At 57.5% G+C, this 14,753-nt stretch carries 17 protein-coding genes; 9 read left to right on the top strand and 8 right to left on the bottom strand.

The features are described 5' to 3' along the window. The first annotated feature begins 4 nt into the window (after positions 1-4). Together KHQ26_RS02005 and KHQ26_RS02000 are read left to right on the top strand one after the other, a co-directional pair. A complete protein-coding gene (locus tag KHQ26_RS02005) occupies positions 5-901 on the top strand; it encodes an HlyD family secretion protein (RefSeq protein WP_004143835.1) in 897 nt (298 codons plus the stop codon). Beyond that, positions 901-2,925: an FUSC family protein gene (locus tag KHQ26_RS02000; RefSeq protein ID WP_020804618.1), complete on the top strand. Its 2,025-nt coding sequence runs from the start codon at positions 901-903 to the stop codon at positions 2,923-2,925. The genes KHQ26_RS02005 and KHQ26_RS02000 overlap by 1 nt, the downstream gene beginning before the upstream one ends. On the opposite strand, the gene sodC is transcribed toward KHQ26_RS02000, so the two are convergent. The 3 genes from sodC to KHQ26_RS01985 all read right to left on the bottom strand — a co-directional run bounded on the left by sodC (position 2,918) and on the right by KHQ26_RS01985 (position 4,696). After that, positions 2,918-3,439, bottom strand: coding sequence for a superoxide dismutase [Cu-Zn] SodC (gene sodC / locus KHQ26_RS01995; RefSeq protein WP_004184268.1), 522 nt, complete (start codon positions 3,437-3,439; stop codon positions 2,918-2,920). The genes KHQ26_RS02000 and sodC overlap by 8 nt on opposite strands. A gap of 69 nt (positions 3,440-3,508) precedes the next feature. Then, positions 3,509-4,405 (bottom strand): aldo/keto reductase, encoded by an 897-nt coding sequence (locus KHQ26_RS01990; protein WP_002907760.1) that lies wholly within the window; start codon positions 4,403-4,405, stop codon positions 3,509-3,511. Positions 4,406-4,453: 48 nt separating this feature from the next. Beyond that, the gene (locus tag KHQ26_RS01985; RefSeq protein WP_004189722.1) at positions 4,454-4,696 is read right to left on the bottom strand and encodes a DUF1289 domain-containing protein; all 243 of its coding nucleotides are present in this window, start codon (positions 4,694-4,696) and stop codon (positions 4,454-4,456) included. Positions 4,697-4,835: 139 nt separating this feature from the next. Between KHQ26_RS01985 and KHQ26_RS01980 the strand changes: the two genes are divergently transcribed. The 4 genes from KHQ26_RS01980 to rnt all read left to right on the top strand — a co-directional run bounded on the left by KHQ26_RS01980 (position 4,836) and on the right by rnt (position 7,857). Beyond that, complete coding sequence (locus KHQ26_RS01980) at positions 4,836-5,435, top strand: TetR/AcrR family transcriptional regulator (RefSeq protein ID WP_004175857.1); 600 nt, start codon at positions 4,836-4,838, stop codon at positions 5,433-5,435. A 53-nt stretch (positions 5,436-5,488) separates the two neighbouring features. After that, on the top strand, positions 5,489-6,586 hold the full coding sequence (locus KHQ26_RS01975) for an alkene reductase (RefSeq protein WP_049125072.1): 1,098 nt from the start codon (positions 5,489-5,491) through the stop codon (positions 6,584-6,586). A gap of 78 nt (positions 6,587-6,664) precedes the next feature. Beyond that, entirely contained in the window at positions 6,665-7,072 is a 408-nt protein-coding gene (gene gloA, locus KHQ26_RS01970) for a lactoylglutathione lyase (RefSeq protein ID WP_002907764.1), read from the top strand. 137 nt (positions 7,073-7,209) lie between these two features. Further along, entirely contained in the window at positions 7,210-7,857 is a 648-nt protein-coding gene (gene rnt / locus KHQ26_RS01965; protein WP_002907766.1) for a ribonuclease T, read from the top strand. A gap of 47 nt (positions 7,858-7,904) precedes the next feature. On the opposite strand, the gene KHQ26_RS01960 is transcribed toward rnt, so the two are convergent. Continuing rightward, the gene (locus KHQ26_RS01960; RefSeq protein ID WP_020804611.1) at positions 7,905-8,252 is read right to left on the bottom strand and encodes a Grx4 family monothiol glutaredoxin; all 348 of its coding nucleotides are present in this window, start codon (positions 8,250-8,252) and stop codon (positions 7,905-7,907) included. A 340-nt stretch (positions 8,253-8,592) separates the two neighbouring features. Between KHQ26_RS01960 and KHQ26_RS01955 the strand changes: the two genes are divergently transcribed. Next, positions 8,593-9,465 (top strand): C40 family peptidase, encoded by an 873-nt coding sequence (locus KHQ26_RS01955; protein WP_004151204.1) that lies wholly within the window; start codon positions 8,593-8,595, stop codon positions 9,463-9,465. Here KHQ26_RS01955 and KHQ26_RS01950 read toward each other — a convergent pair. Beyond that, positions 9,420-9,905: a helix-turn-helix domain-containing protein gene (locus KHQ26_RS01950; RefSeq protein ID WP_004184275.1), complete on the bottom strand. Its 486-nt coding sequence runs from the start codon at positions 9,903-9,905 to the stop codon at positions 9,420-9,422. The two genes, KHQ26_RS01955 and KHQ26_RS01950, sit on opposite strands and share 46 nt — an antisense overlap. Positions 9,906-10,374: 469 nt before the next feature. Here KHQ26_RS01950 and sodB point away from each other — a divergent pair, with 469 nt between their 5' ends. Beyond that, complete coding sequence (gene sodB, locus KHQ26_RS01945; RefSeq protein WP_002907771.1) at positions 10,375-10,956, top strand: superoxide dismutase [Fe]; 582 nt, start codon at positions 10,375-10,377, stop codon at positions 10,954-10,956. 61 nt (positions 10,957-11,017) lie between these two features. Here sodB and KHQ26_RS01940 read toward each other — a convergent pair whose 3' ends face one another. Both KHQ26_RS01940 and KHQ26_RS01935 read right to left on the bottom strand, forming a co-directional pair. Beyond that, positions 11,018-12,184 carry an MFS transporter gene (locus tag KHQ26_RS01940; protein WP_002907773.1) on the bottom strand — a complete coding sequence of 389 codons (1,167 nt, stop codon included), beginning with the start codon at positions 12,182-12,184 and terminating at the stop codon, positions 11,018-11,020. 167 nt (positions 12,185-12,351) lie between these two features. After that, on the bottom strand, positions 12,352-12,444 hold the full coding sequence (locus tag KHQ26_RS01935; RefSeq protein ID WP_002907776.1) for a YnhF family membrane protein: 93 nt from the start codon (positions 12,442-12,444) through the stop codon (positions 12,352-12,354). Between the two features lie 292 nt (positions 12,445-12,736). Between KHQ26_RS01935 and purR the strand changes: the two genes are divergently transcribed. Further along, a complete protein-coding gene (gene purR, locus KHQ26_RS01930) occupies positions 12,737-13,762 on the top strand; it encodes an HTH-type transcriptional repressor PurR (protein ID WP_002907778.1) in 1,026 nt (341 codons plus the stop codon). Here purR and punR read toward each other — a convergent pair. Further along, positions 13,689-14,693 (bottom strand): DNA-binding transcriptional activator PunR, encoded by a 1,005-nt coding sequence (gene punR / locus KHQ26_RS01925; protein ID WP_002907780.1) that lies wholly within the window; start codon positions 14,691-14,693, stop codon positions 13,689-13,691. The genes purR and punR overlap by 74 nt on opposite strands. Positions 14,694-14,753: the final 60 nt, after the last annotated feature.

Here is a 14,753-nt window from a genome sequence, read left to right as displayed (position 1 = left end):
TGTTATGAAAAGATTAAAATATCTGTCAACGCTGCTGGTCGCGGCCGTCGCCCTGATTGCCGCATGGTTGTTATGGAATTTCTACACTCAGTCACCCTGGACCCGCGACGGCAAAGTGCGCGCCGAGCAGGTTGGGATCACCCCTCAGGTCTCCGGCAGTATTCTGCAGTTGAACGTAACCGATAACCAACGGGTCAAAGCCGGGGAAGTATTGTTTACCATCGACGACACCCCCTATCGCATCGCGGTGCTGAACGCCCAGGCGCAGCTGGCGAAAGCCCAGGCGGAGGTGGCGAAAGCGCAGGCGGAGCAAAGCAAGGCCGCCAGCGAGGCTCGCCGTCGCCGAAGCCTGTCGCAAAATGCCATCTCGGCTGAAGATCTTGAGAACGTCAATACCGCCCTGAATACCGCCACCACCACCCTGGCTGCCGCCAGAGCGGGGGTCGGCGTAACCGAAGCGGCGCTGAAACATGCGCAGTGGCAGCTTAGCCAGACGGTTGTCAAAGCGCCGGTGGATGGCTGGGTGACCAACCTTTCCACCCGCGTCGGTGATTACGCTACCACCGGCCATCCGGTCTTTGCCCTGGTGGACAGCCATTCGTTTTACGTACTGGGCTACTTCGAAGAGACCAAACTGCGCCACATTCGCATCGGCGATCCGGCACAAATTATTCTCTATAGCAATCAGCAGACGCTAAAGGGCCATGTCGCCAGCATCGGCCGCGCGATTGTCGACCAGAGCGTGGAACAGGGAACCGGGCTGGTGGCCAACATCAAACCAAATATCCCCTGGGTTCGTCTCGCCCAACGCGTTCCGGTGCGAATTGCCTTTGATACGCTGCCGGCCGATGTCACCCTGGTCTCCGGTACCACCTGCACTGTCTCAATTGGCGGGCAGTAATGAACCTGCAGACCCTGTCGTGGCGCGCACTCCCCTGGGTTAAAGCCACCCGGCCGCAGTGGCGGTACGCATTGCGCAACGGCATCGCGATGTGTCTTGCGCTGAGTATCGCCTATGCGCTGGATCTTGATGAGCCCTACTGGGCGATGACGTCCGCGGCGGTGGTCAGCTTTCCCACCGTCGGCGGCGTGATCAGTAAAAGTTTTGGCCGCATCGCAGGCAGCCTGCTCGGCGCCTGCGCCGCCCTGCTGCTTGCCGGTCATACACTCAACGATCCCTGGCTGTTTCTGTTCAGTATCTCCGGCTGGCTGGCGCTCTGCACCTGGGCCTGCGCCCTGTTCACCAACAACGTCGCCTACGCCTTTCAGCTGGCGGGCTATACCTGCGCCATCATCGCCTTTCCGGTGATTAACATCAGCGACAGCTACGAGCTGTGGGTCATCGCCCAGTCGCGCGTCTGCGAAGTCATCGTCGGGATCCTCTGCGGCGGGCTAATGATGATGATCCTGCCAAGCACCTCCGACGGCAGCAACCTGCTGACGGCCCTGAAAACCATGCACGCCCGGCTGCTGGAGCACGCCAGCCTGCTGTGGGTGCCGGAGACGACGGATGCCATTCGCACCGCCCATGAGAGCGTGATTGGCCAGATCCTGACCATGAACCTGCTGCGTATCCAGGCCTTCTGGAGCCACTACCGTTTCCGTCGGCAGAATCCTCTGCTGAACTACCTCCTGCATCAGCAGCTCAGAATGACCAGCGTCATCTCCAGTCTGCGACGGATGCTGCTGAACTGGCCTGACGCGCCGGCGAACACTCGCCAGGTACTGGAGTCGCTGCTCGCCGAGCTCGCCACCCCTCATGCCGACAGCTATCACGTTGCGCGGATCCTGGCGCCGCTGGCGCCGCGGCAGGATGCCGATTACCGGCACATCGCTTTCTGGGCGCGATTGCGCTATTTCTGTCGCATTTACCTGGAGAGCAGCCGCTGGATCCGCCGCGTTGAAAATACCTCGGCGATCGCCGAGTTCAATGTGCCCGCCGCCCCGCCGTTAGCCCGCCATACAGATCAGGCGGAGGCGTTGCTCAACGGTGTCCGTACCTTTTGCGCGCTGGTGGCGATTGGCGCATGGGGGATCAGTACCCAGTGGACCAGCTGCGCGGCGGCCCTGACCCTGGCCTCCATCTGCTGCGTGCTCTACTCCGTATCCGCCTCGCCGTTTCGCTCGCTGACATTGCTGATGCAGACTCTGGTCCTGCTGTCGCTATTCAGTTTCGTGGTGAAGTTCGGCCTGATGGTGCAGGTAACCGACCTGTGGCAGTTTCTGCTGTTCCTGTTCCCGCTCCTGACCACCATGCAGTTACTCAAACTGCAGTGGCCCAAATACGCCGGCCTGTGGGGACAGCTTATCGTCTTTATGGGCTCGTTTATCGCCGTCACCAACCCGCCGGTGTACGATTATGCGGCCTTTTTCAATGATAATTTGAGCAAGATTGTCGGGGTAGGCTTTGCCTGGCTGGCCTTTGCGGTACTGAGTCCGGGCTCAGACGCCCGCAAAGGGCGACGCCATATCAGAGCGTTACGGCGTCACTTTGTCGATCAGCTCAGCCGTCATCCTCAGCACAGTGAGCATGAATTTGAATCGCTGGTCTATCACCACGTCAGTCAGCTCAGCCAGAGTAAGGATGCCCTGGCGCGCCGCTGGCTGTTGCGTTGGGGCGTCGTGCTGCTCAATTGCTCGCACGTCGTCTGGCAGCTTCGCGAATGGGAAACCCGCTCCGATCCTCTCGCCCAGGTGCGCGACCTGTGCATCAACCTGTTACGCGATGTGATGAGCGAGCGCGGCGTGCAGCAGCGCCCGCTGGCCTCCACCCTGCAGGAGCTGCAGCGGATCTGCGACGCCCTGAACCACCATCATCAGCCGGCGGCGCGGGAACTGGCCGCCGCGATTTGGCGACTGTACTGCGCCTTGTCGCAGCTGGAACAGGCCCCGGTGGCCGGCACAATTGGCGAAGGAACTACTTAATCACCCCGCAGGCAAACCGTTCGCCGCCGCCGCCCAGCGGCTGCGGACTGTCGGCCATGTTATCCCCGCCTACGTGGACCATCAGCGCTTTCCCTTTCACCTCCGCCAGCGTTTTCAGGCGCGGAGCAATAATCGGCTGGTCGGCTACGCCCGCATCGTTGACCACCAGCAGGGGCAGGTCGCCAAGATGCCCGGCCCCCAACGGCCCTTCGTGTTTGCCGGTATGCTGCGGATCGTAATGTCCGCCCGCCGCCCCGGCGGCCACGGCTTTACCTTCTTTCATCGCCGGCTGGCAGCTGCCTTCGGCATGAATATGAAACCCGTGCTTACCCGGCGGTAGCGCCCGCAGAGTGGGGGCGAACTCGAGTCCGCGGTCGGTTTCGGTGATTTTGACGCTGCCGATGGTCTGACCGACGCCCTGGGTGGTCACGAGATTAAGTTGCACATCTTCACTAACGGCCTGTGCGCCAGCGCAAAATGCGAGGGATAAGATCGCGAGAATACATCGTTGCATAACACCTCCGGATGGCTGTCTCACTGTTAAGTGTAAACCAGGAACGCCTTTCCGGAGGGGAAATGCCCGTTACGGTACGTCGTACCCGAGCGCGGCTTTACGGATGCGGAACCACTGCTGACGGGTCATGCTGAGTTTTTCAGCCACAATCGCCGAGCGCACGCGCTCGATTTTGCCCGAGCCAATAATAGGCAGCGGCTGCGACGGCAGACGCAGCACCCAGGCATAAACTACCTGTTCGATGCTGTCGGCGTTAAGCTCGTGCGCCACCTGCGCCAGCTCATCGCGCAGCGCCTGGAAGCCCTCTTCGTTAAACAGGCGACCACCGCCAAGACAAGACCACGCCATCGGACGAATACGCAGTTGCTGCAGCTGATCGAGAGTACCGTCGAGCAGCAGCGGCTGATGCACCGGTGAAATTTCGACCTGGTTGGTGGCCAGGGTAAACGGCAGACGTGACTGCAGCAAGGTGAACTGGGCGGGGGTAAAGTTCGAGACGCCAAAATGGCGCACTTTACCGCTATGATGCAGCGCGAGAAAAGCTTCGGCTACCTCGTCGGCGTCCATCAGTGGGTCCGGCCGGTGGATCAGCAGCAAGTCGAGATGGTCCGTCGCCAGATTACGCAGCGATTGCTCGGCGCTGAGCACGATGTGATCGCGGTCGGTAATGTAGTGGCCAATGGTGTTCTCAGCGCGCGCCCGGGTGGCGATACCGCATTTGCTGACGATTTCCATCCGGCTACGCAGATGCGGCGCTCGCTTCAGCGCTTCGCCAAAGGCAGCCTCACACTGATAATCGCCATAGATATCGGCGTGATCGACGGTGGTTACGCCTAAATCGAGATGCTGCTCAATAAAGCTGACCAGCTCGCCAGGCGACATTTTCCAGTCCATCAGACGCCAGTAGCCCATCACAAAACGTGAAAATTCCGGCCCCTGGGGAGCCATAGCAATACGCTGAACCATAACCGCTTCCTCAATAAAAAAGTGCTCTGAGTATACGTAATTTTTGGCTTAAAACAGTGAGGGTTGCTGCGGTTCTTCCGCCGGCTCCGGCCTGTTCGCGCGTATTTTGCGCAGCAGCCGTTGGCGGCAAAGACGCAAAACCTCCTGTTTCTGCGCATCGCTCATCGTTTGCCAGTTAAAACGTTCCTCACGGCTGCGGAAACAGCCGCGACAGTAGCCGCGCTCATCGGTCTGACATATTCCCCGGCACGGGCTCTGCACCGGGAAAAATTCTAACTGCTCTGCCACCACACGCCTCCTGTCCCCTAGTCTCCTTTCATTGAAGACGTTTCCCCGCGCTGACGCAAATTTTGTTCACTACGTGCTGCGTCAGCTAACATTTTTCCGCCGACGCTTGCATTAGACCAATCGGTCTACTACAGTGTGCAGCATGAACAGACACAGCGATTGCGATACCCGAGAACATATCCTGGCCACCGGCGAGCAGCTTTGCATGCATCGCGGTTTTACCGGAATGGGCTTGAGCGAACTTCTGAAGACGGCGGAGGTGCCCAAGGGCTCCTTCTACCACTACTTTCGCTCTAAGGAAGCCTTCGGCGTCGCGCTGCTTGAACATCACTACACCGGATATCTGCAGCGCCTGGTGGACCACTTCGATCATGGCGACGGTAACTATCGCGATCGCCTACTGGCCTACTATCAGCACACGCTGAATCAGTTCTGCCAGCAGGGGATTATTAGCGGGTGTCTTACTGTCAAGCTATCCGCGGAGGTTTGCGATCTGTCGGAAGATATGCGCGCCGCCATGGATCGCGGAGCCAGCCAGATTATCGCCCTGCTGGGCGACGCGCTGGAGAAAGGACGTCAGGAAGGCAGTCTCGCATTTGACGGCGAGGCCATGACCCTGTCGCAGGTGCTGTATTCCCTGTGGCTCGGGGCCAACCTGCAGGCCAAAATTACGCGTAGCGCAACGCCGCTGGAAAGCGCCCTTGCCCACGCCAAACAGATTATTGCGGCGCCTGCGGTATAACAGGCGTTTTTATTTCATCAGTTACTAGACGACCGGTCTACTCAGGAGTCACTATGTCGGAAGCAAAATTATTCAGCCCACTGAAAGTCGGTGCGGTCACCGCCCCTAATCGCGTATTTATGGCGCCGTTGACGCGTCTGCGCAGCATTGAGCCGGGCGATATCCCTACTCCGCTGATGGGCGAATACTACCGCCAGCGCGCCAGTTCCGGGCTGATCATCACCGAAGCGACGCAGATCTCCGCGCAGGCCAAAGGCTACGCCGGCGCGCCTGGGCTGCACAGCCCGGAGCAGATTGCCGCCTGGCAGAAAATCACCGCCGGCGTTCATGCCGAAAATGGTCATATCGCCGTCCAGCTGTGGCACACAGGCCGAATTTCCCATAGCAGCCTGCAGCCTGGCGGCGCCGCCCCGGTAGCGCCTTCCGCGCTGAGCGCGGGCACCCGTACCTCACTGCGTGACGAAAACGGCCACGCCATCCGCGTCGACACCTCAATGCCCCGCGCCCTGGAAACCGCAGAGATCCCAGGGATCGTCAACGATTTCCGTCAGGCGGTCGGCAATGCCCGTGACGCCGGCTTCGATCTGGTTGAGCTGCACTCAGCCCACGGCTATCTGCTGCACCAGTTCCTCTCGCCATCGGCGAACCAGCGTACCGATCAGTACGGCGGCAGCGTGGAGAACCGTGCCCGTCTGGTGCTGGAAGTGGTTGACGCCGTGAGTCAAGAGTGGAGCGCCGAGCGCATTGGCATCCGCGTGTCGCCGATTGGCAGCTTCCAGAATGTGGATAATGGCCCGAACGAAGAAGAAGACGCGCTGTATCTGATTAGCGAGCTGGCGAAACGCGGTATCGCCTATCTGCACATGTCCGAGCCGGACTGGGCGGGCGGCAAACCTTACAGTGAAGCTTTCCGTCAGAAAGTCCGCGACCGCTTCCCGGGGGTGATCATTGGCGCTGGCGCTTACACAGTAGAAAAATCCAACGATCTTATCAATAAAGGGCTGATTGATGCCGTGGCCTTTGGCCGCGATTACATCGCCAACCCGGATCTGGTGGCTCGCCTGCAGAAAAAAGCGCCGCTTAACCCGCAACGCCCGGAATCCTTCTACGGCGGCGGCGCGGAAGGCTACACCGATTACCCGACTCTGTAATCCCTCCATTGATAGCGGCGACGTATCGCCGCTATACTCAACGTTCTGATCTATCAAATAAACTGCATAGGGGACATTATGCGCTTACTCCACACCATGCTGCGCGTTGGCGACCTGCAACGTTCTATCGACTTCTATACCAACGTGTTGGGCATGAAGCTGCTGCGCACCAGCGAAAACCCGGAGTACAAGTACTCCCTCGCCTTTGTCGGCTACGGCGAAGAGAGCGAAACCGCGGTAATCGAACTGACCTACAACTGGGGCGTGGACAGCTATGAGCTGGGCACCGCCTACGGCCATATCGCGCTGAGCGTCGATAACGCCGCCGAAGCCTGCGAACGGATCCGTCAGAACGGGGGCAACGTCACCCGTGAAGCCGGGCCGGTAAAAGGCGGCACCACCGTCATCGCCTTCGTGGAAGATCCGGACGGTTACAAAATCGAGCTCATTGAAGAGAAAGATGCCGGCAAAGGTCTGGGCAACTAAAGCTTCCCCACGCTGGCATATTTAATGCCATGGCTCGCCCGGGCGCTACGGCGCCCGTTGTTTTCACCCCTGCCTGCTGCAAGCCGCGGCAAAATTTGCCATAATGCGCGCTACTTTTTTCCAGCTAAGAGAATCTGATGTCCGAGAACGCTCAACTGAATGGTCTGTGCGACCGTTTCCGCGGTTTTTATCCGGTGGTGATCGATGTTGAAACCGCAGGATTTAACGCCAAAACCGACGCCCTGCTGGAGATCGCCGCCATTACGTTGAAGATGGATGAGCACGGCTGGCTGATGCCCGATGAAACGCTGCATTTCCATGTTGAACCTTTCGAGGGCGCCAATCTGCAGCCCGAAGCGCTGGCTTTTAACGGGATTAACCCGCATGACCCGCAGCGCGGGGCCGTCAGCGAATACGATGCCCTGCATGCCATCTTCAAAATGGTGCGCAAAGGGATGAAAGAGAGCGACTGCAGCCGGGCAATCATGGTGGCGCACAATGCCACCTTTGACCACAGCTTCACCATGACCGCCGCCGAACGCGCGGGACTTAAACGCAACCCTTTCCATCCGTTTGTTACCTTCGACACCGCCGCGCTAAGCGGGCTGGCGCTGGGCCAGACGGTGCTGTCGAAAGCCTGTATTGCCGCGGGTATGCCGTTCGACGGCGCGCAGGCTCACTCCGCCCTGTATGATACCGAGCAGACGGCGCAGCTGTTTTGCGAGATCGTGAACCGCTGGAAGCGTCTGGGCGGCTGGCCGCTGCCCGTAGCCACCCCGGAGTGATAAAAAAAGCGACTTCCAGGAAGTCGCTTTTTTACTGATGGCGGGAATTACTCCGCTTTTGGCTCGTCGGTATGGTACTTTGCCGCCGTCTCTTTGATCAGCTGCTGCAGTTCACCGCGCTGGTACATTTCGATGACGATATCGCAGCCGCCCACCAGTTCACCGTCTACCCACAGCTGCGGGAAAGTCGGCCAGTTTGCGTATTTAGGCAGCTCGGCGCGGATATCCGGGTTCTGCAGGATATCAACGTAAGCAAAACGTTCGCCACAGGCGGACAGCGCCTGAACGGCCTGGGCAGAGAAACCGCAGCTTGGCAGCTTCGGCGACCCTTTCATGTACAACAGGATCGGGTTTTCAGCGATTTGGCGTTGGATCTTTTCTAAAGTCGAGTTCATTGTCGTGCTTCCTTAAACTTCTTTCTACGGCAGTAACTTGTCATTGTAGCGTCCTGTAGGCAGGACGGATAATAACATTTTTTTCACTATTCATATTTTATCTTCTGTTGCGCGAAGTTGCCTTAAAAATATCATTTTGCGGTCACAGGCGGGCGCTCATTGCGCATTTTCTGTGCGAGGCGGTCAATGTCTGACGCGTTTTCTTGCAATCGTTAACCAATCGACATTTTTGATACAAAAGAATATTAACTTTCCGGCTTTTTATGCTTTAGAATCATTCCGGTTTGTCATTCATCGTCAGGCATTTGTACATGTCTGTAATTAATCAGGGGATTGCTCAGTGGCGCGGCTAAACAAAATCGCGATATCGCTCTGTGCATTACTGTTCACGTCTATCTCATTCACGCCACTGGCTCAGGCATCAGGGCATACGCACGCCTCCGCTTCGCCAAAAGCGTTGCCCGCGAAAAGTGGCTCAGAGCGCAAGAAAAAAGCAACCAGTCAAAAAACTAAAACCACCGCTAAAACCACCAGTAAAAAGTCCTCGCGCACCCGGCTCCCTACCCGCACTACCGCAGCAAGCCAAACCGCACTTCATCGTCAGGCCGCCGGCGCGACGAAAAAATGCGTGCTGCGTAAAGGTTATAAAAAGCAGTGCGCGAAAACGGTCGCCGCCAGCGCCGAGCCGACCCTGGCGCTAAACAGCGTCAAAAGCAAATGCGTGGTGCGCAAGGGCTATAAAAAACGCTGTAAGCCCGAGGCCAGCGAAGCGAATTTAACGATCGCCGACGCCCACAAGGTCCGGGTGCAAAAAGCGCAAAGTACCGCGATGAACAAACTGATGGGCCAGTTGGGTAAACCCTATCGCTGGGGCGGCACCTCGCCGCGCACCGGGTTTGACTGCAGCGGGCTGGTCTATTACGCCTATAAGGACCTGGTAAAGATCCACATCCCGCGTACGGCCAACGAAATGTACCACCTGCGCGATGCGCGTCCGGTGGATCGTGATGAACTGCAGAGCGGCGATTTAGTCTTCTTCCGCACCCGCGGACGGGGCGCTGCCGACCATGTCGGCGTCTACGTCGGCAACGGAAAATTCATTCAGTCGCCGCGCACAGGTCGTGATATTCAAATCACCTCCCTGAGCGAGGATTACTGGGTTCGCCATTATGTCGGCGCTCGTCGCGTCATGACGCCGAAAACCATTCGCTGATCCCGGTCTGCCGCTGCGGCGGCAGACCGCCTCTCCTGCTCGATCTCCATCCCCACCCGCAAGGGATATTGCATATTGCTCTCTTTGCCCGGCGTATCACGACGATAGCGGGTCGGCGACATGCCAAAGTGACGGTGAAAGGTCCGGCAGAAAGCGGCTTGTCCCTCGTATCCCAGGCACTGAGAAATACTCTGTATCGACGCCTGCGTCTGCGTTAAATAGATTGTCGCAATCGTCATCTTTCGTCGGCTGACGTAGCTCGCCAGCGTGCAGCCCGTTACCATGGCGAATTGTCGCTGGAAGTACCAGTGTGAGTAGCCGGACTTTTTCGCAATCGCGCTCACCGACAGGGTGTCGAAAATATGTGCTTCGATCCAGTCAACAATCCCCTGCACCACCGGGATCATTTTCGCGCTCACCACCTCATCTGTTTTTGCCATCGTCGTCATCCTGGGGAAATTACTGCTGGCGGCTATATTTGTCATACAAATTAAAAAATAGACAATGAATTATTGGCATAGCGACGATTGCCTGAGCGCATATTTTTATTAATCGTTTGATATTAAAGTTTTATTTTTTGTTCAGCGCATTGCGTGACAGCGGCGAAGCAGAGTAGTTAATTGCCATGCGAGTTCGCAAATCCGCAGAGGGCATCTCCTTATACAGGGTTGCAACAATTTTGGCGGCTTATCGGCCACTCCTGCAGAAAACGGTTAAGCCTTCACCACATGCACCGGAGATAATAGCCTTTATCGTTGTAAGGCTTTTCACTGCTTGCGGCAAATGTTAACATTCTCAATACAATAACACGCCCGGGACGCGACAGCGTCGGGCGGTCAGAACACGATTCAGGTGAAAACCTCATCCTGTCAATGTGAGATAAAACAAAAAGTTATAAGGAGAGTAGCAATGTCGTTTGAATTACCTGCATTACCATATGCAAAAGACGCCCTGGCGCCGCACATTTCCGCAGAAACCCTGGAATATCACTACGGTAAACACCACCAGGCGTATGTCACTAACCTCAACAACCTGATCAAAGGCACTGCGTTCGAAGGCAAGTCCCTCGAAGAGATCGTCCGCACGTCTGAAGGCGGCGTATTCAACAACGCAGCGCAGGTCTGGAACCACACCTTCTACTGGAACTGCCTGGCGCCTAACGCCGGCGGCGAACCGGAAGGCGAACTGGCGGCCGCAATCGCCAAATCTTTCGGCAGCTTCGCGGATTTTAAAGCCAAATTTACCGATGCCGCGGCGAAAAACTTCGGCGCTGGCTGGACCTGGCTGGTCAAAAATGCCGACGGCAGCCTGGCTATCGTCTCCACCAGCAACGCCGGCACCCCGCTGACCACCGACGCGAAGCCGCTGCTGACCGTTGACGTTTGGGAACACGCCTACTACATCGACTATCGCAACGCCCGTCCAAGCTACCTGGACCACTTCTGGGCGCTGGTTAACTGGAAGTTTGTTGCGGCTAACCTGGCGGCATAAACGACAAACCGCAGCGGGGTCTCCCCGGCTGCGGTTTTTTTTGCCCTTGCCCAGCCGATGATTACTGGCTGGCGAAAGCCTCTTCCGGCTGCGCTCGCCCGCTAAACCAGACCAGCAGCAGCGCCAGACCAGCGATAATCGCGCCCATCACCGGCACAAACGCATATCCCAGTCCGCCAGAGATCACCGCCCCACCGGCGGCGGCGCCCAGCGCGTTGCCGAGGTTGAACGCGCCGATATTCACCGAAGAAGAGAGCCCCGGCGCCTCATGCGCTACGCGCATAACCCGCATCTGCAGCGGCGGAACCACCGCAAAGGTTGCTGCGCCCCAGACAATCATGCTGATGGCCGCCCCGGCCTGGGATTGCGCCAGCAGCGGGATCGCCAGCATGATCGCCATCAGCAGCAGCAGAAAGCCCTTCAGCGTGCCGGAGACCGACCGGTCAGCAAATTTGCCGCCCAGATAGTTGCCTAGCGAAAAACCGACGCCAATCAGCACCAGCATCGCGGTTATAAACAGCGATGAAGCGTGGGTCAGCGTATTGAGCACTGGCGAAATGTAGGTATATAGCGTAAACATCGCCCCGGCGCCCAGCACGGTGGTCAGTAACGCGGAGAGCACCTGCGGGCGCAGCAGGACAGAAAGCTCTTTTTTGACATCAGGACGTTCCCCCGCGCTGCCCTTCGGCAGGGAGAACCACAGGCTAACCATCGCCAGCAGGCCTAATCCCGCAGTAGCAAGGAAGGACATCCGCCAACCGATGGTTTCGCCAAGCCAGGTGGCCGCCGGCACGCCGCCAATGTTGGCGATGGTCAGGCCCATAAACATAGTGGCTACCGCGCTGGCCTGCTTATGCTTTGGCACGACGCTGGCCGCCACCACCGATCCCAGGCCGAAAAAAGCGCCGTGGTTGAGGCTGGTAATAATGCGCGACAGCAGCAGCGTGGTGTAATCCGGCGCGATGGATGACAACAGGTTGCCGACGGTGAAGATCCCCATCAGAAAAATCAGCGCATTGCGCCGTGCGCGATGCGACAACAGCAGCGTCATCAGCGGTGCGCCGACCATGACGCCGATGGCATACGCACTGATCAGCATTCCCGCTACCGGTATCGAGACGTCCACACCTTTCGCAATCACCGGCAGCAATCCCATCGGGGAGAACTCGGTGGTACCGATGCCAAAGGCGCCGATCGCCAGCGCAAGTAAAGGAAAGTTGATTTTCATTCAATGACTCCATCAGACCGTCAGAGAGGACGGCGTAACATCAGAAGTCAAAAGCATGACATCAATCACAAAAAAACAAAAGTGAACGAAATGACAAAAGATTTTTGCAGAATTGATAATAATAGCGGGATATGGGGAGGAAGCGACGCTCCTCCCTCAGCGAAACATTAGTGCAGTATGGCGGTCAGGCTGAAAGCGACAATCACGCCGAGAGCAATAATCGTGGTGATCAGCGAAAACTTTAAATTGGTATCCATCATTTTTCCCTCTTGTTATCCCCACACCAAAAGTGAGCTTGCTCATTTTTGCACAAAAAATCGCAAAAATCTTCCGGGATTTAGGGCGATGCACATTTTTGCTCTTCCACTTTGCCCCAAGATCGGACAAAATCCCACGCTAATTTAAAAGCGTATCGGCCATTGACCCCTTCCTGTCGTTCTGTGTCGTTTTCCCGACGTGATGCAATGTTGAAAATTGTATTCAGGGTGTGTGTAGGCAAACGTTTACGTATCGATGATCAGGCGATCAGGTCAAGGCATGGAGTGAGATGTAATGGCAACTATTAAAGATGTAGCGAAACGCGCAAACGTTTCCACTACAACTGTGTCACATGTAATTAACAAAACCCGTTTCGTTGCCGAAGAGACGCGTAATGCGGTATGGGCGGCGATCAAAGAGCTGCACTACTCGCCGAGCGCCGTGGCGCGCAGCCTGAAAGTCAATCACACCAAATCGATTGGCCTGCTGGCGACCAGTAGCGAAGCCGCCTATTTCGCTGAAATTATTGAGTCCGTTGAAAAGAGCTGCTTCCAGAAGGGCTATACTCTGATCCTCGGTAACGCGTGGAACGATCTGGAAAAACAGCGCGCCTATCTGTCGATGATGGCGCAAAAGCGCGTAGACGGTCTGCTGGTGATGTGTTCCGAGTATCCGGATTCGGTATTGAGCATGCTGGAAGAGTACCGCCATATCCCGATGGTGGTGATGGACTGGGGCGAGGCGAAAGCCGACTTCACCGATGCGGTGATCGATAACGCCTTCCAGGGCGGCTATATCGCCGGACGCTACCTGATTGAACGCGGCCATCGCGAAATCGGCGTGATCCCGGGTCCGCTGGAGCGCAACACCGGCGCGGGGCGACTGGCCGGCTTCATGCAGGCGATGAAAGAGGCGCATATCAGCGTGCCGGAAAACTGGATTGTGCAGGGCGACTTCGAGCCGGAGTCCGGCTACCGCGCAATGCAGCAGATCCTAAACCAGCAGCACCGCCCGACGGCGGTCTTCTGCGGCGGCGATATCATGGCGATGGGCGCTATCTGCGCGGCGGATGAAATGGGACTGCGGGTGCCGCAGGACATTTCGCTGATCGGTTATGATAATGTGCGCAACGCCCGCTATTTCAGCCCGGCGTTAACCACCATTCATCAGCCGAAAGATTCCCTGGGCGAGGCCGCATTTAACATGCTGTTGGATCGTATCGTCAACAAGCGTGAAGAGTCGCAGTCTATCGAAGTGCACCCTCGTCTGGTTGAGCGCCGCTCGGTAGCGGATGGCCCGTTTGTCGATTATCGTCGTTAAGGCATCTGGCGGGCGCGGATCTCTCCGGCGCCCGCAGCCACTCCCGATTCAGCGTGTCGCTGTCCCCCAGATAGTCAAGCATCCAGTTCAGCGCCGGTGAGGCATCGTTCTGCTGCCACGTCAGGCAGCAGGCGGCATCCGGGAACGGATTTTCCAGCGCCAGCGCAGTCCACTCGCCGCGATCTATCCATGGACGGGCGAAATGGCTCGGCACCATGCCGACGCAGAGTCCTGCCGACAAACAGGTTGCTGATGATTCCCAGTCAGGGACGACTACCCTCTTCTGGTTATCCAGCAACCATGTTGTCCGTTTAGGCAACGAGCGCGAGGTATCCTCCCGCACCAGCGACGGCCAGTTACGCAGGACGTCGTCGCTCAGGGGTCCCTCCATCTTTGCCAGCGGATGATCGCTCGCCACCACGCAGTCCCAGCTCAGCATCCCCATATCGCGGAACGCATAGCGACCGCCGACCGGAATAGATCGCGTTGCGCCAATCGCCAGCTCAACGCGGCCGTCGGCCAGCGCATCCCATACACCATTGAATACTTCCTGAAAGACGATCAGTTCGACGTCGGGAAAATGGCGATAGAAGTCGACGATCATCTGACGCATCCGCGCCGGTTTCACAATATCATCCACTGCGATCGACAACTGTCCGCGCCAGCCGTTCGCAATTTGCTGACACTGCTGGCGGGTGATCTGCATTTTTTTGATAACAGAGCGCCCTTCCTGTAAAAACCAGACCCCGGCGGGGGTCAACTCCACATCACGATGGCGACGCTCAAATAAGGGAACGGCGAGCCACTCTTCGAGCTGACGCACGGTATAGCTGACCGCGGAAGGCACCCGGTGAAGCTCCTGCGCGGCCGCGCTGAAGCTGCCGTTACGGGCGACGGCATCAACCACTTCCAGAGAGTATTCAGACCACATTTTCTGCCTGCAAAATTTTTGAATGCATGTGACAAATATTAGCGTTTCACAAGCCACAAT

This window comes from Klebsiella sp. 10 (assembly GCF_018223925.1).
Classification (GTDB): Bacteria; Pseudomonadota; Gammaproteobacteria; order Enterobacterales; family Enterobacteriaceae; genus Klebsiella; species Klebsiella pneumoniae.
Note: the sequence above shows the minus strand (reverse complement) of the source record. Positions and strands in the feature narration are given on the sequence as shown.

Coding starts and splice junctions, on each gene's coding strand:
- sodC (WP_004184268.1), bottom strand. CDS start 3,439: ATGCAACGATGTATTCTCGCGATCTTATCCCTCGCATTTTGCGCTGGC.
- KHQ26_RS02000 (WP_020804618.1), top strand. CDS start 901: ATGAACCTGCAGACCCTGTCGTGGCGCGCACTCCCCTGGGTTAAAGCC.
- KHQ26_RS02005 (WP_004143835.1), top strand. CDS start 5: ATGAAAAGATTAAAATATCTGTCAACGCTGCTGGTCGCGGCCGTCGCC.
- rnt (WP_002907766.1), top strand. CDS start 7,210: ATGTCCGAGAACGCTCAACTGAATGGTCTGTGCGACCGTTTCCGCGGT.
- KHQ26_RS01980 (WP_004175857.1), top strand. CDS start 4,836: ATGAACAGACACAGCGATTGCGATACCCGAGAACATATCCTGGCCACC.
- KHQ26_RS01990 (WP_002907760.1), bottom strand. CDS start 4,405: ATGGTTCAGCGTATTGCTATGGCTCCCCAGGGGCCGGAATTTTCACGT.
- KHQ26_RS01950 (WP_004184275.1), bottom strand. CDS start 9,905: ATGGCAAAAACAGATGAGGTGGTGAGCGCGAAAATGATCCCGGTGGTG.
- purR (WP_002907778.1), top strand. CDS start 12,737: ATGGCAACTATTAAAGATGTAGCGAAACGCGCAAACGTTTCCACTACA.
- gloA (WP_002907764.1), top strand. CDS start 6,665: ATGCGCTTACTCCACACCATGCTGCGCGTTGGCGACCTGCAACGTTCT.
- punR (WP_002907780.1), bottom strand. CDS start 14,693: ATGTGGTCTGAATACTCTCTGGAAGTGGTTGATGCCGTCGCCCGTAAC.
- sodB (WP_002907771.1), top strand. CDS start 10,375: ATGTCGTTTGAATTACCTGCATTACCATATGCAAAAGACGCCCTGGCG.
- KHQ26_RS01975 (WP_049125072.1), top strand. CDS start 5,489: ATGTCGGAAGCAAAATTATTCAGCCCACTGAAAGTCGGTGCGGTCACC.
- KHQ26_RS01940 (WP_002907773.1), bottom strand. CDS start 12,184: ATGAAAATCAACTTTCCTTTACTTGCGCTGGCGATCGGCGCCTTTGGC.
- KHQ26_RS01935 (WP_002907776.1), bottom strand. CDS start 12,444: ATGATGGATACCAATTTAAAGTTTTCGCTGATCACCACGATTATTGCT.
- KHQ26_RS01960 (WP_020804611.1), bottom strand. CDS start 8,252: ATGAACTCGACTTTAGAAAAGATCCAACGCCAAATCGCTGAAAACCCG.